This window comes from Streptomyces sp. NPDC046859 (genome assembly GCF_040645135.1).
GTDB lineage: Bacteria > Actinomycetota > Actinomycetes > Streptomycetales > Streptomycetaceae > Streptomyces.
In genome coordinates, this window is the sequence record NZ_JBEYXR010000005.1 from 255,179 (window position 1) to 277,392 (window position 22,214).

At 71.6% G+C, this 22,214-nt stretch carries 17 protein-coding genes; 9 read left to right on the forward strand and 8 right to left on the reverse strand.

Going from position 1 to position 22,214, the window contains the following annotated elements:
• The first annotated feature begins 194 nt into the window (after positions 1-194).
• The 3 genes from ABZ899_RS09460 (at position 195) to pgi (ending at position 3,653) form a co-directional block, all read left to right on the forward strand.
• Entirely contained in the window at positions 195-530 is a 336-nt protein-coding gene (locus ABZ899_RS09460) for an RNA polymerase-binding protein RbpA (protein ID WP_003976875.1), read from the forward strand.
• 170 nt (positions 531-700) lie between these two features.
• Entirely contained in the window at positions 701-1,945 is a 1,245-nt protein-coding gene (locus ABZ899_RS09465; RefSeq protein ID WP_361343139.1) for an MFS transporter, read from the forward strand.
• 52 nt (positions 1,946-1,997) lie between these two features.
• Positions 1,998-3,653, forward strand: coding sequence for a glucose-6-phosphate isomerase (gene pgi / locus ABZ899_RS09470; RefSeq protein ID WP_361343141.1), 1,656 nt, complete (start codon positions 1,998-2,000; stop codon positions 3,651-3,653).
• Between the two features lie 100 nt (positions 3,654-3,753).
• On the opposite strand, the gene ABZ899_RS09475 is transcribed toward pgi, so the two are convergent.
• From ABZ899_RS09475 to ABZ899_RS09485, 3 genes are read right to left on the reverse strand one after another with little or no spacing between them, the layout of a single operon-like run.
• Positions 3,754-6,036 (reverse strand): FtsX-like permease family protein, encoded by a 2,283-nt coding sequence (locus ABZ899_RS09475; RefSeq protein WP_361343144.1) that lies wholly within the window; start codon positions 6,034-6,036, stop codon positions 3,754-3,756.
• 50 nt (positions 6,037-6,086) lie between these two features.
• Positions 6,087-6,839 (reverse strand): ABC transporter ATP-binding protein, encoded by a 753-nt coding sequence (locus ABZ899_RS09480; RefSeq protein WP_361343147.1) that lies wholly within the window; start codon positions 6,837-6,839, stop codon positions 6,087-6,089.
• A complete protein-coding gene (locus ABZ899_RS09485) occupies positions 6,836-7,351 on the reverse strand; it encodes a PadR family transcriptional regulator (RefSeq protein WP_361343150.1) in 516 nt (171 codons plus the stop codon). The genes ABZ899_RS09480 and ABZ899_RS09485 overlap by 4 nt, the downstream gene beginning before the upstream one ends.
• Before the next feature lie 124 nt (positions 7,352-7,475).
• Here ABZ899_RS09485 and ABZ899_RS09490 point away from each other — a divergent pair, with 124 nt between their 5' ends.
• The 5 genes from ABZ899_RS09490 (at position 7,476) to ABZ899_RS09510 (ending at position 14,147) form a co-directional block, all read left to right on the forward strand.
• A complete protein-coding gene (locus tag ABZ899_RS09490; protein WP_361343153.1) occupies positions 7,476-8,744 on the forward strand; it encodes an ABC transporter substrate-binding protein in 1,269 nt (422 codons plus the stop codon).
• Between the two features lie 158 nt (positions 8,745-8,902).
• On the forward strand, positions 8,903-10,546 hold the full coding sequence (locus ABZ899_RS09495) for a glycoside hydrolase family 13 protein (RefSeq protein WP_361343156.1): 1,644 nt from the start codon (positions 8,903-8,905) through the stop codon (positions 10,544-10,546).
• 59 nt (positions 10,547-10,605) lie between these two features.
• The gene (locus tag ABZ899_RS09500; protein WP_361343572.1) at positions 10,606-11,937 is read left to right on the forward strand and encodes an ABC transporter substrate-binding protein; all 1,332 of its coding nucleotides are present in this window, start codon (positions 10,606-10,608) and stop codon (positions 11,935-11,937) included.
• A 6-nt stretch (positions 11,938-11,943) separates the two neighbouring features.
• Positions 11,944-13,311 carry an ABC transporter permease subunit gene (locus tag ABZ899_RS09505; RefSeq protein ID WP_361343158.1) on the forward strand — a complete coding sequence of 456 codons (1,368 nt, stop codon included), beginning with the start codon at positions 11,944-11,946 and terminating at the stop codon, positions 13,309-13,311.
• Positions 13,308-14,147, forward strand: coding sequence for a carbohydrate ABC transporter permease (locus ABZ899_RS09510; RefSeq protein WP_361343161.1), 840 nt, complete (start codon positions 13,308-13,310; stop codon positions 14,145-14,147). Before ABZ899_RS09505 ends, ABZ899_RS09510 begins: the two co-directional genes overlap by 4 nt.
• A 71-nt stretch (positions 14,148-14,218) precedes the next feature.
• Here the strand turns inward: ABZ899_RS09510 and pgl are convergent, their stop codons facing one another.
• From pgl to tkt, 5 genes are read right to left on the reverse strand one after another with little or no spacing between them, the layout of a single operon-like run.
• Positions 14,219-15,007, reverse strand: coding sequence for a 6-phosphogluconolactonase (gene pgl / locus ABZ899_RS09515; RefSeq protein WP_361343164.1), 789 nt, complete (start codon positions 15,005-15,007; stop codon positions 14,219-14,221).
• On the reverse strand, positions 15,004-16,080 hold the full coding sequence (opcA, locus tag ABZ899_RS09520) for a glucose-6-phosphate dehydrogenase assembly protein OpcA (protein ID WP_361343167.1): 1,077 nt from the start codon (positions 16,078-16,080) through the stop codon (positions 15,004-15,006). Before opcA ends, pgl begins: the two co-directional genes overlap by 4 nt.
• Positions 16,077-17,615 carry a glucose-6-phosphate dehydrogenase gene (gene zwf, locus ABZ899_RS09525; RefSeq protein ID WP_361343169.1) on the reverse strand — a complete coding sequence of 513 codons (1,539 nt, stop codon included), beginning with the start codon at positions 17,613-17,615 and terminating at the stop codon, positions 16,077-16,079. Before zwf ends, opcA begins: the two co-directional genes overlap by 4 nt.
• Before the next feature lie 4 nt (positions 17,616-17,619).
• On the reverse strand, positions 17,620-18,738 hold the full coding sequence (gene tal / locus ABZ899_RS09530) for a transaldolase (protein ID WP_361343172.1): 1,119 nt from the start codon (positions 18,736-18,738) through the stop codon (positions 17,620-17,622).
• A gap of 34 nt (positions 18,739-18,772) precedes the next feature.
• Entirely contained in the window at positions 18,773-20,860 is a 2,088-nt protein-coding gene (tkt, locus tag ABZ899_RS09535; protein ID WP_361343175.1) for a transketolase, read from the reverse strand.
• Between the two features lie 378 nt (positions 20,861-21,238).
• On the opposite strand from tkt, the gene ABZ899_RS09540 reads away from it, so the two are divergent.
• Positions 21,239-22,192, forward strand: coding sequence for a heme o synthase (locus tag ABZ899_RS09540; RefSeq protein WP_361343575.1), 954 nt, complete (start codon positions 21,239-21,241; stop codon positions 22,190-22,192).
• Positions 22,193-22,214 lie beyond the last annotated feature (22 nt).

Below are 22,214 nucleotides of genomic sequence, written 5' to 3' on the forward strand. Positions count from 1 at the left end.
CACCGTCCCCACGTAAGGCCCCATGTTCGGTACGCGCAGCTCAGCGCGGCCTATCATGGGGCTTGCGTCTAGGTGTGGGGGGCTTGTAACTCCAATCACTGGACGCGCGTTGGGCCTTACGTAGACTGAGGCGCTCGCAGCGAAGCGAAACGCCGACTCGCTTTTGCGGCACCATCACGCAGGGAGTTACGACCGTGGCAAGTGGCAACGCGATCCGAGGAAGCCGGGTCGGGGCGGGGCCGATGGGCGAGGCCGAGCGCGGCGAGTCCGCACCGCGTCTGCGCATCTCCTTCTGGTGCTCCAACGGGCACGAGACGCAGCCCAGCTTCGCCAGCGACGCGCAGGTTCCCGAGACCTGGGACTGCCCCCGCTGTGGTTTCCCCGCCGGGCAGGACCGGGACAACCCGCCGGACCCGCCGCGCACCGAGCCGTACAAGACGCACCTGGCGTACGTACGGGAGCGGCGCAGCGACGCGGACGGCGAGGCGATCCTCGCCGAGGCGCTCGCCAAACTCCGGGGCGAGATCTAGACATTGACGACCGGCCGGGTGCCCCAGGGCACTCGGCCGGACCCGTGTCACCCCCGCCCCACCCGCGCTCCGGGCTGATTGTCAGTGGTGCCCTCTACGGTGGTTCTCGTCGACGCCCACGCGTCGACGCACGGGGAGGGGGACCTGTGGCGAGGACAGGGGAGACGGGCGTGCGGACGCCCGCCTTGCGCGGCGGCTTCGGACGGCTGTGGGGCGCCGCCGTGCTCTCCAGCTTCGGCGACTCCCTCCGCACGGCCGCCCTGCCGCTCCTCGCCGTGACGCTGACCGACCGGCCCCTGCTGATCGCCGCGGTCACCGCCTGCGGCTATCTGCCGTGGATCGTCTTCGGACTGCTCGGCGGCGCCGTCGCCGACCGGGTCGACCAGCGGCGCGCGATGTGGACGGTCGACGCCGTACGAGGCGCCCTGGTCGCCGCCTTCGCGGTCGCCGTGGCGCTCGGACACGCCTCGATCGGCCTGCTCATCGCCCTGGCGTTCACCCTGACCGCGCTCCAGACCCTGTTCGACAACGCCGCCACGGCCCTGCTCCCCGTCCTGGTCGACCGGGACGCGCTCGGCGCGGCGAACGCCCGGCTGATGACGGGGCAGCGGATCGCCGGCGGCCTGCTCGGGGCGCCGGCGGTGCCGCTGCTGCTCGCGGCCGGCGCCGCCGCCCCCTTCCTGGCCGACGCGGCGACGTTCCTGGTGGCCGCGGCCCTCGTCGCCTCCCTGCGCACCCGGCCGCCGGACCGGGTGGCCCGGCCCGGCGGCAGCACCCTGCGCCGGGAGATCGCCGACGGGCTGCGCACCCTGTGGCGGGACCGGGCGCTGCGCGGTCTGTGCGCCGCGACCGCCCTGTGCAACATCGGGATGGGCGCCCTCGTCGCGACCCTCGTCGTCCTGGTCACCGACTGGCTCGACGCGGGCACCACCGGTTACGCCGTCGCCTCCACCGCCTACGCCGCCGGCAGCCTGGCGGGCGGGCTCGGGCACGGGCCGATCACCGCCCGGTTCGGGCTGACCCGGGCCGTGCTGCTCGCCGGGCTCGTGCAGATCGGCGCCCTGGTCGTCATGGGCGCCGTGCGCAGCCAGACCGCGCTGGCGGCGGCCCTCGCGGTCTTCGGCTTCATGGGCATGGTGTGGAACGTCAGCACCACGACGCTGATGCAGCGGCGGACACCCGCCGACCTGCTGGGCCGGGTCGCCTCCGCCTTCCGCACCCTGGCCGTGGCCGGCGCCCCGCTGGGCGCCCTGCTCGGCGGGGCCGTCGCCACCGCCTGGGGCCCGAACACACCCGCACTGCTCACCGCCGCCTTCTTCGTCCTGGCGGTCCTCGCGCTGATACCGGGGCGGGAGCGGGACGTATCTGTGGATGCGCCGGACGGCGACGTCACGACGGCTCACGTCCCGCGCTGATCACATAGGTTGGAACAGCTGGGACAGGCACGAAAGAAGGCTGAAGTCGGACATGAACGCAGACGGCCGTACCAGGCTCAACCAGACACCCGAGTGGACCGCGCTGGCCAGGCACCGTGAGGAGCTCGACGGCGTGGGGCTGCGGGAGCTGTTCTCCGCCGACCCGGGCCGTGGCACGGGGTACACCCTGCAGGTCGGCGACCTGCACATCGACTACTCCAAACACCTCGTCACCGACGAGACACTGCGGCTGCTGCACGAGCTGGCCGCCGCGACGGACGTGTTCGGACTGCGGGACGCCATGTTCCGCGGCGAGAAGATCAACACCACCGAGGACCGCGCGGTGCTGCACATCGCCCTGCGCGCCCCGCGCGACGCGGTGATCGAGGTCGACGGGGAGAACGTCGTCCCCGCGGTGCACGCCGTCCTCGACAAGATGGCGGACTTCACCGAACGGATCCGCTCCGGGGCCTGGACCGGCCACACCGGCAAGCGGATCAGGAACGTCGTCAACATCGGCATCGGCGGCTCCGACCTCGGCCCGGCGATGGCGTACGAGGTGCTGCGCGCCTTCGCCGACCGGGACCTCACCGTGCGCTTCGTGTCCAACGTGGACGGGGCCGATCTGCACGAGGCCACACGTGACCTGGACGCGGCCGAGACGCTGTTCATCGTCGCGTCCAAGACCTTCACCACGATCGAGACGATCACCAACGCCACCTCCGCGCGCGATTGGCTGCTCGACGAGCTGAAGGCCGGGCCGGAAGCGGTCGCCCGGCACTTCGTCGCGCTGTCGACCAACGCCGAGAAGGTCGCGGACTTCGGCATCGACACCGCCAACATGTTCGAGTTCTGGGACTGGGTCGGTGGCCGCTACTCGTTCGACTCCGCGATCGGTCTCTCGCTGATGATCGCGATCGGCCCGGACCGCTTCCGGGAGATGCTCGACGGCTTCCGGACCGTCGACGAGCACTTCCGGACCGCGCCCGCCGAGTCCAACGTTCCGCTTCTGCTCGGCCTGCTGGGCATCTGGTACGGCGACTTCCACGACGCCCAGACGCACGCGGTCCTGCCGTACAGCCACTACATGTCGAAGTTCACCGCCTATCTCCAGCAACTGGACATGGAGTCCAACGGCAAGTCCGTCGGGCGGGACGGACGCGAGGTCGAGTGGCAGACCGGGCCGGTGGTGTGGGGCACGCCCGGCACCAACGGGCAGCACGCCTACTTCCAGTTGATCCACCAGGGCACCAAGCTGATCCCGGCGGACTTCATCGGTTTCGCCGAGCCCGTCGCCGAGATGAGCGAGCGGCTCAAGGCGCAGCACGACCTGCTGATGGCGAACTTCTTCGCGCAGACGCAGGCGCTGGCGTTCGGCAGGACGCCGGACGAGGTGCGGGCCGAGGGCGTGCCCGAGGAACTGGTGCCGCACAAGACGTTCAAGGGCAACCGCCCGACGACGACGATCCTCGCCCGTGAGCTCACGCCGTCCGTGCTCGGCCAGTTGGTCGCCCTGTACGAGCACAAGGTGTTCGTGCAGGGCGCCGTGTGGAACATCGACTCCTTCGACCAGTGGGGCGTCGAACTCGGCAAGGTCCTCGCCAAGCGGGTCGAGCCCGCGCTGACCGAGGGCGCCGACGTGCCGGGGCTCGACACGTCGACGAAGGCCCTCGTCGCCCGGTACCGGGAGCTGCGCGGCCGGGCGTGACGGCAGGTGAGGGAAGCGGGCGGCGTGTGGTCGCCCGCTTCCCGCCGGCGGCGGGGGAGTCGCTCCGGGTCCGGCCGGGCCCCTGCCGGCTGAAACCGCGTCAGGCCACCGCGCTCAGCGTGTCCGCGAGGCGGCGGCGGGCCGCCCGGGACGCCGGGAGCGCGGCCAGCGCCGCGGCCCCCGTCACCGCAGCGCCGCCGAGCAGCAGCAGAAGCGGAGCGGGCGGCCCGGCGGCGATGCCGGAGCCGATCCCGCTCGACGCTCCCTGGGTGTCGATGAGCCAGCGCGCGAGCGGCACACCGAGCCCGGTGGCGACGACCGCCGCGGCCAGGGCGGTGCACGCGGTCGACACGACGGTGATCGCGGTGATCTGCCGCGGCGAGAGGCCGATGGCCTTCAGGGCCAGCAGGTCGCGCTCGCCCTCGCGCACCGTCCCGCCGATCGCCGTCAGCAGCTCGATCAGCCCGATGAGGGCCAGGACGACGATCAGACCCACGATCACCCCGCGCAGGGGCGAGAGCCCGTCAGCCGGGTTGGGCACCGCGTGCACGTCCAGGTGCCCGCGTCCGGCGGCCGTCAGCCGGTCGGCGACCGCGCCCGGTTCGGCGCCGGGACGCAGCCGCAGCTCGTAGAGCGTGGGCCCGAGCCCGGGATCGTTCTCGCGGAGGGTGTCGAGGGAGGTGGAGATGACCCGCCCGGCGTTCTCCGGCTCGATGCTGCGGCCCACGATGTGCAGGATCTGCGGCTGGTCGCCCACGGTGATCCGGACCCAGTCGCCGACCCGCGCGTCCAGCAGCGCCAGCAGCCCCTGGCCGGCGACGGCCTCGTCGCGGCCCGTCGCGGCCCGGCCCTCGGCCAGGGAGTACGGGTAGGGGTCCTGCCGGGTACCGAGCCCCCGCAGCGCGATCGTGGCCGTCTGGCCCGGGACCAGCGCCGCCACCTCGACGCCCGGATAGGCGGCCGCCACCTGAGGGTCGCCCTCCAGCACGGTCCGGGCGGCCCGCCCGGTCAGCCCGGCGTCGGCGTGGACGGTGAGCGAGGTCGGCAGTCCGACCTGCTCCGGCCGGCCGTCGAAGCGCTCGATGGTGCTCCAGGCGCTCATCGCCACCACGACCAGCAGCAGCGGCAGCGCCAGCCGGGCGACGGTGGCCGGGGACCGCAGACGCCTGCTGAACGCCCGGTGCCAGCCCAGCACCAGCGCCGGCGGCAGCCGCAAGCCCAGCGCACTCCGGGCCGCACCCGACAGCCGCCCACCGGGCGCGGACGCCCGCCGCGGCACCGGCACCGGAGGCACCCGCCCCGCCCGCCACGCGGCGAGGCCGGTGGTCGCGCCGATGAACAGCACCACCGCGACCGGCACCACGAGCAGCGCCACCGTGTGGCCCGGCAGCCCGTGCCACACCCCGACCGCGTCCCCGAGCCGCCCCGGTATCCGGCTGCCCAGGCCCTGGACGACGGCCGCGGCGGCCAGCGCGCCGAGGAGCGCGTACGCGAGGTGCTGGAGCAGGAAGACCCGGACGACCTGGCCCGGGGTGAAGCCGATCGCCTTCAGCACCGATATGTCCCGCAGATGCCCGCGGATCCGGGTGCCGATCGCCCCGTGCACGGCCAGTCCCGCGGCGACCAGGGCGCCAAGGCCGAACAGCCCCAGGACCTGCCCGAGCAGCCGGTTGTCGCCCTGCGCCTCGGCCCGGGCCTGCTTCCAGGTGGAGACCTCGCTGACCGCGCCGGCGCCCAGCACGGTCACGGCGCGCTGGACGGCGTAGTCGGTGTCCTCGGGGTCGTCCAGGCGCAGCGCCACCACCTGGCCCCCCGGGTCGCGCACCGCGGACGGCTGCGCCCAGACCAGTCCGGGCTGCTCACCGGGCCGGTAGCGCTTCTCCGCGCTGTCCGCCACGCCGAGGACGGTCACCGTGCGGTCCGTGCCGGGCAGGGCGAGGGTGTCACCGGGCGCGGCGAGCAGGGCGCGGGCGAGGCGGCTCTCCAGGACCACCCCGTCGGGGTTCGCCGGGTCCAGCCAGTGGCCGGACGTCAGCAGGGGGCGGCCCACGGACGGCTTCTCCGGGGTGCCGCGCAGTTCGACGGCGGCACGGGCGCCCCGGGAGGCCAGGGTGGCGGAGGCGGTGGGGTAGGGGCCGGTGACGGCCTCGACGCCGTCGAGCTCGGTCAGCCTCCCGGTGTCCGCGGACGGCGCGGTGTGCAGCCACACGTGCGCGCCGTGCGCCTGGGTGAAGACACGCTGCCACGGGTTGGTGGCGTACCCGAACAGGGCGGTGGCCAGCAGCAGCGAGACGACGATCCCGGCCGTGGCGAGTACCAGGAACAGTGCCTCGCCGCGGTGCGTGCGCAGATCGGAGTGCGCCCAGCGCAGGGTGGCTCGCATGGTCTCAGCCCCTCGGCCCGGGCGCGGGGCGGCGGTCGTGCTCCGGCATGTCAGTCCCTGAGCTCCAGCACACCGGAGGCGCCGGCGCGGCGGGGCGGGGCACCGCCGTCGAGCGCCGCGTCGTCGGCTATCCGGCCGTCGAAGAAGCTGATCACACGGTCGGCGGCGCTCGCCAGCCGGGCGTCGTGGGTGACCAGCACGATGGTCTGGCCGCGCTGGTGGAACCGGGTCAGCAGCCGCATCACCTCACGGGTGCCCTTGCTGTCCAGGCTGCCCGCCGGTTCGTCGGCCAGCAGCAGCGGCGGACGGTTGACCAGGGCCCGGGCGAGCGCGACGCGCTGCTGCTCCCCGCCGGACAGCTCGCCCGGCATGCTGCGCTCCTTGCCCTCCAGACCCAGCTCGGCCAGCAGCTCCGCGCGCTCGGCCCGGGCCCGCTTCGGCGGGACGCCGGCCAGCAGGGCGGGCAGCTCCACGTTGTCGGCGACGGACAGGTCGGAGACCAGGTTGAAGAACTGGAACACGATGCCGATGCGCTTCCTGCGCTCGACCGCCCAGCGGGCCTCGCGCCAGCCGTCCGCGCACTCGCCGTCCAGCCAGATGCTGCCGCTGTCCGGGCGCTGCAGGCCGCCGAGCAGATGCAGCAGGGTCGACTTGCCGGCGCCGGACGGGCCGGTGACGGCGACGAACTCACCGGGCCGGACACGGAGGTCGACACCCCGCACGGCATGGGCCGGGGCGCCTTCGCCGTGATGCGTCTTGACCAGGCCCTCGGCGCGCAGCACAGGAGTGGGGTCGTCGCTCACTCCAGCTCCTCCAGCTCCTCCTGGCACCGTTCCAGCCAGTCGAGGTCGGCCTGGAGGTGCAGCATCGCGCCCTCGATGAGCAGATGCGCGACGCGGTTGTCCCGGTTCTCGGCGGCGGCCAGCTTCGACAGGTGACGCATGGTGTTCAGGTACTGGCGCCGCTGTCGGTTGATGAGGGCGATCTGGTCGGCGAGGCCGGTCTGCGGGGCGAGGGCCAGTTTCATGAAGAACTCGTCCCGCACCCGAGGCTCGTCCTCGGTCTCCTCGAACCAGGCGCGCAGCGCCTCACGCCCGGCGTCGGTGAGGTGGTAGACCTTCTTGTTGGGCCGGCCCGACTGCTCGACGTCCTCGCCCTCTATGAGTCCCGACTTCTCGAGACGGCCGAGGGTGACGTAGATCTGGCCGACGTTCGGCTGAGGGTACGCGGAGCCCAGCAGTAGCTCAAGGTCCTGCTTCAGCTCGTATCCGTGCGCCGGGCCGCGCGCCAGCAGGGCCAGGAGGGGCAGCCGCACTCGTGCTCTCCTCCCGATCCCGAGTCAATGTGCCGCAGGCCCTAGTATCGCGCATACCTAACGGGTATACATGGCCTCTGTCCCGGGCGACGAAGCCCGGTGCCAGGTGTACAGGGAGGAACCTATGCGGTGGATCCACGCCGCCGGTAGGGGCCTTCTCGTCCTCGTCGTGATCCTGACCGGGTACGTCGCCTCCGGAGCCCGTGCCGACGACGGTCCGGCAGCGGGCCGCGGGCCGATGACCCTGGCCACCGCGGGCGACCTCACGGGGTATCTCGGGTCCGTCCTGGACGGTTGGAACCGCACGCACCCCGACGAGCGGGTCACCCTCGTCGAACTGCCCGACTCGGCCGACGAGACCCACGCGCAGATGACCACCGACCTGCGCGGCGGCGACCGCAGCCGCTTCGACATCCTCAACATCGACGTCAGCTGGACCTCGGAGTTCGCCGCGCAGGGCTGGATCCGACCCCTGGAGCGCGACCGCTTCCCGCTGGACACCTTCCTCAAGCCGGTCGTGGGCACGGCGACCTACGACGGACGGCTGTACGCGGTCCCGTACGTCACCAACGCCGGTCTGCTCCTGTACCGCAAGGACATCCTCGCAAAGGAGGGCGTCGACCCGCCGCGCACCTGGGAGGAGCTGGAGCGGGCGGCGAGGACGATCGCGCCGAAGTACGGACTCGACGGGTACGCGGGCCAGTTCCTGCCGTACGAGGGACTCACCGTCAACGCCGCCGAGGCGGTCTACTCGGCGGGCGGCTCCATCCTCGGCGACGAGGGCGAACGCGTCACCGTCGACTCGGAGGCCGCCCGCGACGGCATCGACTTCCTCGCCCGCGGGGTGCGCGAGGGCTGGATCCCGAGGCAGGCGCTCACCTACAAGGAGGAGGAGTCCAAGCAGGCCTTCCAGGACGGGCGGCTGCTGTTCCTCCGCAACTGGCCGTACGCCTACGTCGTCGCGTCGGCCGAGGGCTCGCCGGTCGCCGGGAAGATCGGCGCCGTCCCGCTGCCCGGGCCCGACGGACCCGGCACGAGCGTGCTGGGCGGCTCCAACCTCGCCGTCAGCACGCACGCCCGCCACCCGGACTCGGCGGCCCGTCTGCTCGCGTATCTGACCAGCGAGCACGTCCAGCGGCAGGTGCTCACCCGCGGCGCCCTGCCGCCCGTACGGGCGGACCTGTACGAGGACCCGGAACTGGTGCGCAGGTTCCCGTATCTGCCGACGCTGCGCGAGAGCGTCCGAACGGCCGCTCCCCGCCCCAAGAGCCCGCGGTACGGCCAGGTGAGCCTCGTGGTGCAGGCGGTCGTACGGGACGCGATGGCCGGGCACGACACGTCCGAGGCCGCGGTGCGCCGCCTGGCGCGCGAGCTCGACGCCGTCGCGCGCTGAGCCGGCACGACATCTCTCCCCTACCTACTTGTTAGGTAACGAGGGCATCTCATCCTCTCGAATCCCGTATGGGTATGCCCGGATTTGCCGGGTCAACTGTTCGGTAGCTTGCGCCATTTCATTGACACCTCTCGGAAACAGCTACCTAACATGCATACATGCTGAGTAAGTACCACTGGTGGCGCGACGCGGTGATCTACCAGGTCTACGTCCGCAGCTTCCTCGACAGCACCGGCGACGGTGTCGGCGATCTCGCCGGGGTCCGGGCGGGGCTGCCGTACCTCAAGAAGCTCGGGGTCGACGGGATCTGGCTGAGCCCCTTCTACCCCTCGCCGCAGCACGACCACGGCTACGACGTCGCCGACTACTGCGACGTGGACCCGCTCTTCGGGGACCTCGCCGAGTTCGACCTGCTGGTCACGGCGGCCCGGCGGCTCGGCGTCAAGGTGCTGCTCGACATCGTCCCCAACCACTGCTCCAGCGAACACCGGTGGTTCCAGGAGGCGCTGAGCGCCGGTCCCGGCAGCGCAGCCCGCGCCCGCTTCCACTTCGCCGACGGCCGGGGCGCCGACGGCGGCGAGCCGCCCAACAACTGGCACGCCATGTTCGGAGGACCCGCGTGGAGCCGGGTGACCGAGGCCGACGGGCGGCCCGGCCAGTGGTACCTGCACATGTTCACCCCCGAGCAGCCCGACTGGAACTGGCGCAACCCCGAGGTCGGCGCCGAGTTCGACCGGGTCCTGCGCTTCTGGCTGGACCGGGGCGTCGACGGCTTCCGCATCGACGTCGCCGCCGGCCTCTTCAAGCACCCGGAGCTGCCCGACTCCGACGACCCGGAGGCGGACGCCCGCACCCGCGACTCGGTCAACCCGCTCGCCTGGAACCAGCCCGAGGTGCACGCGGTGTGGCGTTCCTGGCGCTCCATATGCGAGGAGTACACGGCACGGGACGGCCGCGAACGGCTCCTCGTCGGCGAGGTGTCCGTGCCGACCGCCCGCGAACACGCCCTCTACGTCCGCTCCGACGAACTCCACCAGGCGTTCTTCTTCGACCTGCTCAGCGCCGCCTGGGACGCCGACGCCTTCCGCAAGGTCATCTCCGAGGCCATGCAGGACATCGCGGGCACCGGCTCGACGGTCACCTGGGTGCTCAACAACCACGACCAGGTCCGCACCGTCACCCGCTACGGAGAGCCCGCACCCGAGGCCGGCGGCCTCGGCGCCGCCCGCGCCCGCGCCGCCGCGCTGCTGATGCTGGCGCTGCCCGGTGCCGCGTACATCTACCAGGGCGAGGAACTCGGCCTGCCCGAGGTCGTGGACCTGCCCGACGACGTCCTCACCGACCCCATCTTCCGCCGCACCGGGAGCCGCGCCCGCATCCGCGACGGCTGCCGGGTGCCGCTGCCCTGGTCGGGACAGGCGTCACCGTTCGGCTTCACCTCCGGCGTGGAGAGCGCCAGGCCCTGGCTGCCGCAGCCCGAGTACTTCGCCGAGTACGCCACCGACCGGGCGCTGGCCGACACCCGATCCTTCTGGCACCTGTACCGCGACGGTCTGCAACTGCGCGCCACACTGCCCCAGTTGGGCGAGGGCACGCTGCGCTGGCTGGAGGGCCCGCCCGGCGTCCTCGCCTTCGCCCGCGGCGACGGCCTGGTCTGCGCCGTCAACTTCGGCACCGCACCCACCTCCGCGCCGGTCTCCGGCACCCCGCTGCTGTCGAGCGGCCCCTGCCCGGCCGGGGTGCTGCCCGGCTCCACCGCCGCCTGGTGGATGAGCGACGGGACCGAGTCCCCCGCTTCCTGAACCCCCGCACCCGCGGAAGCTCCGTCCGTTCTTCCCATTTCCCCGAAGGGACATCGATGATGATGCGACGCCGTACCACCCTGCTCACCGGTTGTACCGCCCTCGTCCTGGCGCTCGGCGCGACCGCCTGCGGCGGCGGCCCCGTCTCGGCCGGCGGTGGCGACAAGGCACTCGACGGACAGACGGTCACCGTGGCCGGTGTCTGGACCGGCACCGAGCAGAAGAACTTCCAGAAGGTGCTGGACGCCTTCACCGAGAAGACCGGGGCCAAGACGACGTTCGTCTCCACCGGCGACAACGTCTCCACCGTCGTCGGCAGCAAGATCGAGGGCGGCAACGCCCCCGACGTCGTGATGGTGCCGCAGGTCGGCGTGCTCAAGCAGTTCGCGCAGAAGGGCTGGCTCAAGCCGCTGTCGGCCACCGCCCAGAAGTCGGTGGACGCCAACTTCGCGCCCGTGTGGAAGAACTACGGCAGCGTCGACGACACCCTGTACGGCCTCTACTTCAAGGCCGCGCACAAGTCGACCGTCTGGTACAGCCCCGACGCCCTCGCCCAGGCGGGCGTCGAGCCGCCCACGTCCTACGACGACCTGCTCAAGGCCGGGCGGACCGTCTCCGACTCCGGGCTCGCCGCCTTCTCCGTCGCCGGTCAGGACGGCTGGACGCTGACCGACTGGTTCGAGAACGTCTACCTCTCCCAGGCCGGCCCCGAGAAGTACGACGCGCTCGCCGGGCACCAGCTCAAGTGGACCGACGCCTCGGTGGTGAAGGCCCTGACCACCCTCGGCGAGCTGTTCAAGGACAAGCAGCTGATCGCGGGCGGCCAGAAGGGCGCCCTGAACACCGACTTCCCGGGCTCGGTGGAGAAGGTGTTCGGACCGAAGCCCGAGGCCGGCATGGTCTACGAGGGCGACTTCGTCGCGGGCGTCGCCAAGGACCAGTTCGGCCGGAAGATCGGCGAGGACGCGAACTTCTTCCCGTTCCCGGCGGTCGGCGCCGGCAAGCCGCCCGTCGTCAGCGGCGGCGACGCGGCCGTCGTACTGAAGGACGGCAAGAGCCAGAAGGCCGGCATGGCCCTGCTGGAGTACCTGGCCACCCCCGAGGCCGCGGCCGTGTGGGCCGAGGCGGGCGGCTTCCTGTCGCCGAACAAGAACCTCGAACTCGCCTCGTACGGCGACGACGTCACCCGCGAGACCGCCAAGTCGCTGGTCGCCGCCGGTGACTCGGTCCGCTTCGACATGTCCGACCAGGCCCCGGCGGCCTTCGGCGGCACCAAGGGCGCCGGCGAGTGGAAGCTCCTGCAGGACTTCCTGCGCGACCCGTCCGACCCGAAGGGGACCGCGGCGAAGCTGGAGGCGGCGGCGGCCAAGGCGTACGAGGGCCAGGGCTGACCCGTCATGACCGCGACCCTCGTCAACGATGCGGGGCCCAGGCCGCCCGCCGCGAGCCCCGGAGCGTCCCGCGCCCGGCGCTCGCGGCGGCGCGCCCGCGTCATCGCCCTGCTCTTCGTCCTCCCCGCGCTGCTCCTGCTGGGCGCCCTGGTCGTCTACCCGGTGCTGTTCTCCGTCGGCCGCAGCTTCTTCGACGCCTCCGGCACCCGGTTCGTGGGCGGCGACAACTACACCGAGATGTTCCGGGACCCGGCGACCCTCAAGGCCATCCGCAACACCACGATCTGGGTCGTGGTGGCCCCGGCCCTGCTCACCGGCCTCGGTCTCATCCTGGCCGTGCTGGTGGAGAAGGTCCGCTGGGCGACCGCCTTCAAGCTGCTGCTGTTCATGCCGATGGCCGTGTCCTTCCTCGCCGCCGGCATCATCTTCCGGCTCGCCTACGACGAGGACCCGGACAAGGGCGTGCTCAACGCCGCCGCGGTCTCCGTGCACGACATGTTCCAGGACACCTCGGCCTACCCCACGGCCCGCGCCCGCGACGGGCAGGGCCTGACGAAGGCGTCCGACGGCGCCTACCGCACGGCCGGCACCGTCTCGCCCGGGCAGAGCGTCACGCTGGGCCTGGTCGGCGTCCTGCCCGCCGATCTGCCCGCCGGCGCGGGACCGGCGTACGAGGCCGCCCGGCGCACGGCCGGCGCCGGTGAGCTGACCGGCGTCGTCTACCTGGACTTCACCCCCGGCGGGGGAGGGAAGCAGGGCACCGTCGACCGACGCGAGAGCGGCCTGCCCGAGATGAGGGTCGAGGCGGTGCGCGCGGGGGAGACGGTCGCCACCACGACCACGGCGTCCGACGGCTCGTTCCGCTTCGACGGCCTGGACGACGGCTCGTACACGGTGCGGCTGCCGGCGTCGAACTTCGCCGCCCCCTACGAGGGCATCTCCTGGCTCGGACCCACGCTCGTCACCCCGGCGATCATCGGGGCGTACCTGTGGATCTGGACCGGGTTCGCGATGGTCCTGATCGGCGCGGGCCTGTCCGCCCTGCCCCGGGACTCGCTGGAGGCGGCCCGGATGGACGGCGCCAACGAGTGGCAGATCTTCCGCCGGATCACCGTGCCGCTGCTCGCGCCGGTCCTCACCGTCGTCTTCATCACCCTCGTCATCAACGTGATGAAGGTCTTCGACCTCGTCTACATCATCGCGCCCGGCCCGGTGCAGGAGGACGCGACCGTGCTCGCGACGCAGATGTGGCTGGTGTCGTTCGGCGGCGGCAACAACCAGGGCCTCGGCAGCGCCCTCGGCGTCCTGCTCCTGCTGCTGGTCATCCCCGCCATGGTCTTCAACGTCCGCCGCTTCAAGAGGAGTCAGCGATGAACGCGGTCAGGCGCGGTCTGGGCAGCTCACTGGTGCAGGCCTTCCTCGTGGTGGTCGGCCTGGTCTGGCTGACCCCGCTGGCCGGGCTGTTCCTGTCGTCGATGCGGTCCGCCGAGGACACCGCGAAGGGCGGCTGGTGGACGGTCTTCACCAGCCCCGGGCAGCTGTCCTTCGACAACTACTCGGCCCTGCTCGCCAACTCCGGTATCACCCAGGCCTTCTGGAACACGGTCCTGATCTCGGTGCCGACGACCGTCCTGGTGGTGGTGCTCGCCGCCCTCGCCGGGTACGCCTTCGCCTGGCTGGACTTCCCGGGCCGCGACGCGGTCTTCCTGCTCGTGGTGGCCCTGCTGGTGGTGCCGGTGCAGATCGGTCTGCTCCCGGTCGCCAAACTCTTCGGGCAGCTCGGCCTGTTCGGCACGATCCCGGGCGTCGTCCTGTTCCACGTCGCCTACGGACTGCCGTTCGCGGTGTTCCTGCTGCGGAACTACTTCGCGGAGATGCCGAAGGAGATGCTGGAGGCCGCCCGCATGGACGGCGGCACCGAGTGGCGGATCTTCACCCGGCTGGTCCTGCCGGTCGGCCGCCCGGCGATCGCCTCCCTGGCCATCTTCCAGTTCCTGTGGGTCTGGAACGACATGCTGGTGGCGCTGCTCTTCGCCGACAGCTCCTCCCAGCCGCTCACCGTGGAACTGCAGTCCCAGATCCGCCAGTTCGGCAGCAACATCGACGTCCTGGCACCGGGGGCGTTCCTGTCCCTGGTGGTGCCGGTGGTGGTGTTCTTCGCGTTCCAGCGGCACTTCGTGCAGGGGGTGATGGCGGGCTCGGTCAAGTAGCCCGTCCGGCCCACGGGTTCGGGCCCCCGCCTCGTACGAGGCGGGGGCCCGAACTGCGCTTCACATACCGGTCAGGGAGTGGCCGGCGGATACAGCGACCGCGGCAGCTGGGACGCCGCCGCCGCGTCCAGGAGCCACAGGGTGCGGGAGCGCCCCTGCGCGCCCGCCGCCGGGGCCTGGATCTCGCCCGCGCCCGACAGGGCGATCGCCACGGCCTCCGCCTTGTCCTCGCCGGCCGCCAGGAGCCACACCTCGCGCGCCGAGCGGATCGCGGGAAGCGTGAGGGTGATGCGGGTCGGCGGGGGCTTGGGGGCGCCGTGGACCCCGACGACCGTGCGCTCGGTCTCCCTTACCGCGGGCAGTTCCGGGAACAGGGAGGCGACGTGCGTGTCGGGACCCACGCCCAGCATCAAGACGTCGAACGAGGGCACGGAGCCGTGGTCCTCGGGGCCCGCGGCCCGCGCCAGCTCCTCCGCGTAGGCGGCGGCGGCCGCGTCCACGTCCGTGCCGAACGGGCCGTCCGAGGCGGGCATGGGGTGCACCCGCTTCGGATCCAGGGGCACCGCGTCCAGCAGGGCCTCGCGGGCCTGCGTGACGTTGCGCTCCGGGTCGCCCTCGGGCAGGAACCGCTCGTCGCCCCACCACAGGTCCAGACGGCCCCAGTCGATGGCGTCCCGGGCGGGGGCCGCCGCCAGCGCGGCCAGCAGGCCGTTGCCGTTGCGGCCGCCGGTGAGGACCACGGACGCCGAGCCCCGGGAGGCCTGCGCGTCCACGATCTTCGTGATCAGCCGGGCCGCCGCGGCCTGGGCCATCAGTTCCTTGTCGCGGTGGACGACGAGCTGCGGGGTGTGGGTGCTCACTTGGCCGCCGCCTTCTTCACCGGTTCCCCCGCCGCCGCTTCCTTCGCCGGGGCCTTGGCGGCGTCTTCGACAGGAGTCGCGGCCGCTTCTCCTTTGGCCGGCCCGTCCTCCGCCGCCCTCCCGGTCCCGGCGGGCCGGGTGACCGCGGACGCCTGGAGCCGGTCCACGCCGAAGCGCAGCGCCGACGCGTAGGTGTCGTCCGGGTCGAGACGGCGCAGTTCCTCCGCGATCAACTCGGACGTCTCCCGTCGCTTCAGCGCCACCGCCCGGTCCGGCTGCCCCTCGATGGAGAGGGTCGCCAGCGAGCCGTCGGCCCGGTCGAGGACGATCGGGCCGCAGTCGGTGTCCAGCCGCACCGCCGTCAGGCCGGGGCCCGACGACACGGACCGCTGCACGGGGACGTCCAGCCGGTCCGCGAGCCACATCGCCAGCAGCTCGCAGCTCGGGTTGAACTCCTCGCCCTCCACCTCGACGGCCTTCACCTCGCAGAGCACCTGGTCCAGGGCCGCCGCCAGCATCGAGCGCCACGGGGTGATCCGGGTCCAGGACAGGTCGGTGTCGCCCGGCGTGTACGTCCCCGCGCGCGCCGACAGCTCCCGCACCGGCTGCTCCGAGGCGTAGGTGTCGGTCACCCGGCGCTGGGCCAGCGCGCCGAGCGGGTCGTTCGCCGGGTCGATGGGCGCGTTCACCGGCCACCAGACCACCACCGGGGCGTCCGGCAGCAGCAGGGGCAGGACGACGGACTGGGCGTGCTCGGACACCTCGCCGTAGAGGCGAAGCACCACCGTCTCGCCGGTACCGGCGTCGGCGCCCACCCGCACCTCGGCGTCCAGCCGGGACTGCGTGCGGTCCCGGGGCGAGCGCGAGACACGCTTGATCACCAGCAGCGTGCGCGAGGGGTGCTCGCGCGAGGCGTCGCCGGCGGCCTTCAGGGCGTCGTAGGCGTTCTCCTCGTCCGTGACGATGACCAGCGTCAGCACCATGCCGACGGCCGGCGTGCCGATGGCCCGCCGCGCCTTCACCAGTGCTTTGTTGATCTTGCTGGCCGTGGTGTCCGTGAGATCTATCTTCATGGCCGGCGCCAGCTCCGTCCCTCTCGTGCGAGCATTTCGTCCGCCTCGACGGGCCCCCAGGTGCCCGCCGGGTACTGGGCGGGCCTGCCGTGCCGGTCCCAGTACTCCTCGATCGGGTCGAGGATCTTCCAGGACAGCTCGACCTCCTCGGTGCGCGGGAAGAGGTTCGAGTCGCCGAGCAGGACGTCGAGGATCAGCCGCTCGTACGCCTCGGGCGAGGACTCGGTGAAGGACTCGCCGTACGCGAAGTCCATCGACACGTCCCGGATCTCCATGGAGGTGCCGGGCACCTTGGAGCCGAAGCGGACCGTGACGCCCTCGTCGGGCTGGACGCGGATGACGATCGCGTTCTGGCCCAGCTCCTCGGTGGCCGTCGTGTCGAAGGGGGAGTGCGGGGCGCGCTGGAAGACGACCGCGATCTCCGTGACGCGCCGGCCGAGCCGCTTGCCGGTGCGCAGGTAGAAGGGGACGCCCGCCCAGCGGCGGTTGTCGACCGACAGCTTGACCGCGGCGTACGTGTCGGTCTTCGACTTGGGGTCGATGCCCTCCTCCTGGAGGTAGCCGACCGCCTTCTCGCCGCCCTGCCAGCCCTCGGCGTACTGCGCGAACACCGTGTCGCGGCCGAGGTCCTTCGGCAGCCGGACGGCGCCGAGCACCTTGGTCTTCTCGGCGGCGAGCGCGTCCGCGTCGAAGGAGGCGGGCTCCTCCATGGCGGTGAGCGCCATCAGCTGCAGCAGGTGGTTCTGGATGACGTCGCGGGCGGCGCCGATGCCGTCGTAGTAGCCGGCCCGGCCGCCGATGCCGATGTCCTCGGCCATGGTGATCTGGACGTGGTCCACGAAGGACCGGTTCCAGATGGGCTCGAACATCGTGTTGGCGAAGCGCAGCGCCAGGATGTTCTGGACGGTCTCCTTGCCCAGGTAGTGGTCGATGCGGAAGACCTGGTCCGGGGCGAACACCTCGTGCACGACCTTGTTGAGCTCCTCGGCGGAGGCCAGGTCGTGTCCGAACGGCTTCTCGATGACCGCGCGGCGCCAGGAGCCGCCCGTCTGGTCGGCGAGCCCGTGCTTCTTCAGCTGCTGGATGACCACCGGGAAGGAGCGCGGCGGCACCGACAGGTAGAAGGCGAAATTGCCGCCCGTGCCCTGGGCCTTGTCCAGCTCCTCGATGGTGGCGCGCAGCCGTTCGAAGGCGTCGTCGTCGTCGAAGGTGCCCTGCACGAAGCGCATGCCCTGGATGAGCTGCTGCCAGACCTCCTCGCGGAAGGGGGTGCGGGCATGGGCCTTGACCGCGTCGTGGACCTCCTGGGCGAAGTCCTCGTTCGCCCACTCCCGGCGGGCGAAGCCGACGAGCGAGAAGCCCGGCGGCAGCAGTCCCCGGTTCGCGAGGTCGTACACAGCGGGCATCAGCTTTTTACGTGACAAATCGCCCGTAACGCCGAAGATCACCAGGCCCGACGGCCCCGCGATACGCGGGAGCCGTCGGTCGGCGGCGTCACGAAGCGGGTTCGCTTCAGTGACGTTGAAGGGTGGCAAGGGATCAGCCCTCCGAGGGGGCGAGGCGCTCCAGCTCTGCCTCGGTCGACTTGAGCAGGTCGTTCCAGGACGACTCGAACTTCTCGACGCCCTCGTCCTCCAGCAGCTGCACGACCTCGTCGTACGAGATCCCGAGCCGCTCGATCGCGTCGAGGTCGGCGCGGGCCTGCTCGTACGTGCCGGAGATCGTGTTGCCGGTGATCTCGCCCTGCTCCTCCACCGCGCGCAGGGTGGCCTCGGGCATGGTGTTGACGGTGTTCGGCGCCACCAGTTCGTCGACGTAGCGGGTCGGCTTGTACGCCTTGTCCTTCACACCGGTCGACGCCCACAGCGGACGCTGCTTGCGTGCGCCCGCCTTCTCCAGCGCGTTCCAGCGGTCCGAGGAGAAGACCTCCTCGTACGCCTGGTAGGCGAGCCGGGCGTTGGCGATGGCGGCCTTGCCGCGCAGGGCCTTGGCCTCGTCGGTGCCGAGCGCGTCGAGCCGCTTGTCGACCTCGGCGTCCACCCGGGACACGAAGAACGAAGCCACCGAACGGATCTGCGACAGGTCCAGGCCCCTGGCCTTCGCCTTCTCCAGGCCGGCGAGGTAGGCGTCCATGACCTCGCGGTAGCGCTCCAGCGAGAAGATGAGCGTGACGTTGACGCTGATGCCGAGGCCGATGACCTCGGTGATCGCCGGGATGCCCGCCCGGGTAGCCGGGATCTTGATGAGCGTGTTCGGCCGGTCGACCAGCCAGGCCAGCTGCTTGGCCTCCGCGACGGTCGCGTGCTTGTTGTGCGCGAGCCGCGGGTCGACCTCGATGGAGACCCGGCCGTCCTGGCCGTCGGTGGCGTCGAAGACCGGGCGCAGGATGTCGGCGGCGTCCCGGACGTCCGCCGTGGTGATCATGCGGATGGCCTCTTCGACCGTGACCTTGCGGGCCGCGAGGTCGGCGAGCTGCTGGTCGTAGCCGTGGCCCTCGCTGATGGCCTTCTGGAAGATCGTCGGGTTGGTGGTGACGCCGACGACGTGCTGCTGGTCGATCAGCTCGGCCAGGTTGCCGGAAGTGATGCGCTGGCGTGACAGGTCGTCCAGCCAGATCGCGACGCCTTCCTCGGAGAGGCGCTTCAGTGCGTCTGTCATGGAAAATCAAACTCCTACGTTGCGTATGTGAGCGTCAGCGCCGGGCCGCGGCGAGGGATTCCCGCGCGACGGCCGCCACGTTCTCGGCGGTGAAGCCGTACTCCTGGAAAAGGACCTTGCCGTCGGCGGAGGCGCCGAAGTGCTCCAGCGACACGATGCGGCCCGCGTCCCCGACGTACTTGTGCCAGGTCAGGCCCACTCCGGCCTCGACCGCGACACGCGCCCTCACGGACGGCGGCAGGACGCTGTCCCGGTACCCCTGGTCCTGCTCCTCGAACCACTCCACCGACGGCATGGAGACCACGCGCGTCGGCACCCCGTCGGCCTGGAGCCGCTCGCGCGCCTCGACCGCCACATGCACCTCGGAACCGGTGGCGATCAGGATGACCTCGGGCTCGCCGCCCTCGGCCTCGAACATCACGTAGCCACCGCGCACGGTGTCCTCGTTGGGCTCGTACGTCGGCACGCCCTGACGGGTCAGCGCCAGACCGTGCGGGGCGCCCTTGCCGTACTCCTTGGTCCAGCGACGCTGGATCTCGCGCCAGGCGATCGCCGTCTCGTTGGCGTCCGCCGGGCGGACGATGTTCAGGCCGGGGATGGCGCGCAGCGACGCGAGGTGCTCGATCGGCTGGTGGGTCGGGCCGTCCTCGCCGAGGCCGATGGAGTCGTGCGTCCACACGTACGTCACCGGCAGGTGCATGAGGGCCGACAGCCGCACGGCGTTGCGCATGTAGTCGGAGAACACCAGGAAGGTGCCGCCGTAGACGCGGGTGTTGCCGTGCAGGGTGATGCCGTTCAGCTCCGCGGCCATGGAGTGCTCGCGGATGCCGAAGTGGATCGTGCGGCCGTACGGGTTCGCCTCCGGCAGCGGGTTGCCGGCCGGCAGGAACGACGACGTCTTGTCGATCGTCGTGTTGTTCGAGCCCGCCAGGTCGGCCGAGCCGCCCCACAGCTCCGGGATGACCGCGCCGAGCGCCTGGAGGACCTTGCCGGACGCGGCTCGCGTCGCCACAGCCTTGCCGGGTTCGAAGACCGGGATCTTCTCCTCCCAGCCGGTGGGCAGTTCGCCCTTGGCGATGCGGTCGTACTCGGCGGCGCGCTCGGGGTTGTTGTCCCGCCACTGCTGGAAGGACTTCTCCCACACGGCACGGGCGGCCCGCCCGCGCTCCAGGGCGCCCCGGGTGTGCGCGAGGACCTCGTCGGAGACCTCGAAGGTCTTCTCCGGGTCGAAGCCGAGGACCCGCTTGGTGGCCGCCACCTCGTCGTCACCGAGCGCCGAGCCGTGCGCGGCCTCGGTGTTCTGCGCGTGCGGGGCCGGCCAGGCGATGATCGAGCGCATCGCGATGAAGGACGGGCGGTCGGTGACCTTCTTGGCCTCCTGGATCGCGTCGTAGATCGCGTGCGGGTCCAGGTCGCCGTCCGGCTTCGGGGCCACGCGCTGCACGTGCCAGCCGTACGCCTCGTAGCGCTTGGCCGTGTCCTCGGAGACGGCCGTCTCGGTGTCGCCCTCGATCGAGATGTGGTTGTCGTCCCACAGCAGGATCAGGTTGCCGAGCCTCTGGTGACCGGCCAGCGAGGACGCCTCGGCGGAGATGCCCTCCTGGAGGCAGCCGTCACCGGCGATGCAGTAGATGAAGTGGTCGAACGGGGAGGTGCCCGCGGGGGCCTCCGGGTCGAACAGACCCCGCTCGTAGCGGGCGGCCATGGCCATGCCGACGGCGTTGCCGACACCCTGGCCCAGCGGACCGGTCGTCGTCTCCACACCCGTGGTGTGGCCGTACTCCGGGTGGCCGGGGGTCTTCGAACCCCACGTCCGGAACGCCTGGAGGTCGTCCAGCTCCAGGCCGAAGCCGGCCAGGTAGAGCTGGGTGTAGAGGGTCAGGGACGAGTGGCCGGCGGACAGCACGAAGCGGTCCCGCCCGACCCAGTCGGCGTCCGCCGGGTCGTGCCGCATCACCTTCTGGAAGAGGGTGTAGGCGGCGGGCGCCAGGCTCATCGCCGTACCAGGATGGCCGTTACCGACCTTCTGTACGGCATCTGCGGCCAGGACGCGGGCGGTGTCCACCGCCCGCTGGTCCAGCTCGGTCCACTCGAGGTCTGTGGTGGTCGGCTTGGTGCTCACCCTGGGTCAGGGCTCCTCTCCACATGTCGGTTGCCGGCGTCACGGGCACGCGCCCACCGGCTGCCGGCGTACTCGGCGTCGGCCGGCCATTGTCGAGCCTACCCCCGGAAGTACGTGCGTTTTTTCGACTCAACCCAGACTGCCGGGACTCTTCCGGATGTGCCCGTCGGCCGCGCCGTTCCGGGGCTCGGCACATGAATACGCAGCCGCTCATCCGGGTGCTCAATCGAGCCCGCGGGTGCCCGTCGGACCACACCTCCAACACGAGCGGACCCCCGCGACGGCCCGGGTCTGGGCAACGTCTACAGTGGCGTGGTACGCGCGAGCCTTTACCGGGACTTCACACGGGTCGGGCTTGCTGGGATGTCTCTGTCAGGGGTGTGCGTGACGGCCGTTGAATCCCGTCCAGCGGGGATTGTCGGGACGAGCCAGAGCCCGAGCCGACGGCCGATCGGGGCCCGGGTCGCGGCTTTCGTGGCGCTGACCAAGCCGCGGATCATCGAGCTGCTGCTCATCACCACCGTCCCGGTGATGTTCCTGGCCGAGCGCGGCGTGCCCGATCTCGGTCTGGTGCTGCTCACCTGTGTCGGCGGCTACCTCAGCGCGGGCGGCGCGAACGCGCTCAACATGTACATCGACCGCGACATCGACGCGCTGATGGACCGCACCTCCCAGCGTCCCCTGGTCACCGGGATGGTGAGCCCGCGCGAGTGCCTGGCCTTCGGCATCACCCTCGCGGTGGTGTCGACGCTGCTGTTCGGCCTCACCGTCAACTGGCTGTCGGCCTGGCTGTCACTCGGAGCGCTGCTCTTCTACGTCGTCGTCTACACGATGCTGCTCAAGCGCCGCACCTCGCAGAACATCGTGTGGGGCGGCATCGCGGGCTGCATGCCGGTGCTCATCGGCTGGTCCGCGGTCACGGACTCCCTCTCCTGGGCCCCGCTGATCCTGTTCATGGTGATCTTCTTCTGGACGCCGCCGCATTACTGGCCGCTGTCCATGAAGGTGAAGGAGGACTACGCGCGCGTGGGCGTGCCGATGCTCCCCGTGATCGCCTCGAACAAGGTCGTCGCCAAGCAGATCGTCCTCTACAGCTGGGTGATGGTGGCGGTCTCGCTGCTGCTGACGCCGCTCGGCTACACGGGGTGGTTCTACACCGCGGTCGCGCTCGGCGCGGGCGGCTGGTGGCTGTGGGAGGCCCACGCGCTGCAGAACCGCGCGAAGGCCGAGGTGACGGGCGGGAAGCTGAAGGAGATGCGCCTGTTCCACTGGTCGATCACCTATGTCTCGCTGCTCTTCGTGGCCGTCGCCGTGGACCCCTTCCTGCGCTGACGCGCTGAGGCGCGGCTCACGC

Excerpts from the sequence above, each read along its gene's own strand:
- pgi (WP_361343141.1), top strand. The coding sequence starts at position 1,998 with ATGAACGCAGACGGCCGTACCAGGCTCAACCAGACACCCGAGTGGACC.
- ABZ899_RS09475 (WP_361343144.1), bottom strand. The coding sequence starts at position 6,036 with ATGCGAGCCACCCTGCGCTGGGCGCACTCCGATCTGCGCACGCACCGC.
- ABZ899_RS09490 (WP_361343153.1), top strand. The coding sequence starts at position 7,476 with ATGCGGTGGATCCACGCCGCCGGTAGGGGCCTTCTCGTCCTCGTCGTG.
- ABZ899_RS09495 (WP_361343156.1), top strand. The coding sequence starts at position 8,903 with ATGCTGAGTAAGTACCACTGGTGGCGCGACGCGGTGATCTACCAGGTC.
- ABZ899_RS09500 (WP_361343572.1), top strand. The coding sequence starts at position 10,606 with ATGATGCGACGCCGTACCACCCTGCTCACCGGTTGTACCGCCCTCGTC.
- ABZ899_RS09505 (WP_361343158.1), top strand. The coding sequence starts at position 11,944 with ATGACCGCGACCCTCGTCAACGATGCGGGGCCCAGGCCGCCCGCCGCG.
- ABZ899_RS09510 (WP_361343161.1), top strand. The coding sequence starts at position 13,308 with ATGAACGCGGTCAGGCGCGGTCTGGGCAGCTCACTGGTGCAGGCCTTC.
- opcA (WP_361343167.1), bottom strand. The coding sequence starts at position 16,080 with ATGAAGATAGATCTCACGGACACCACGGCCAGCAAGATCAACAAAGCA.
- tal (WP_361343172.1), bottom strand. The coding sequence starts at position 18,738 with ATGACAGACGCACTGAAGCGCCTCTCCGAGGAAGGCGTCGCGATCTGG.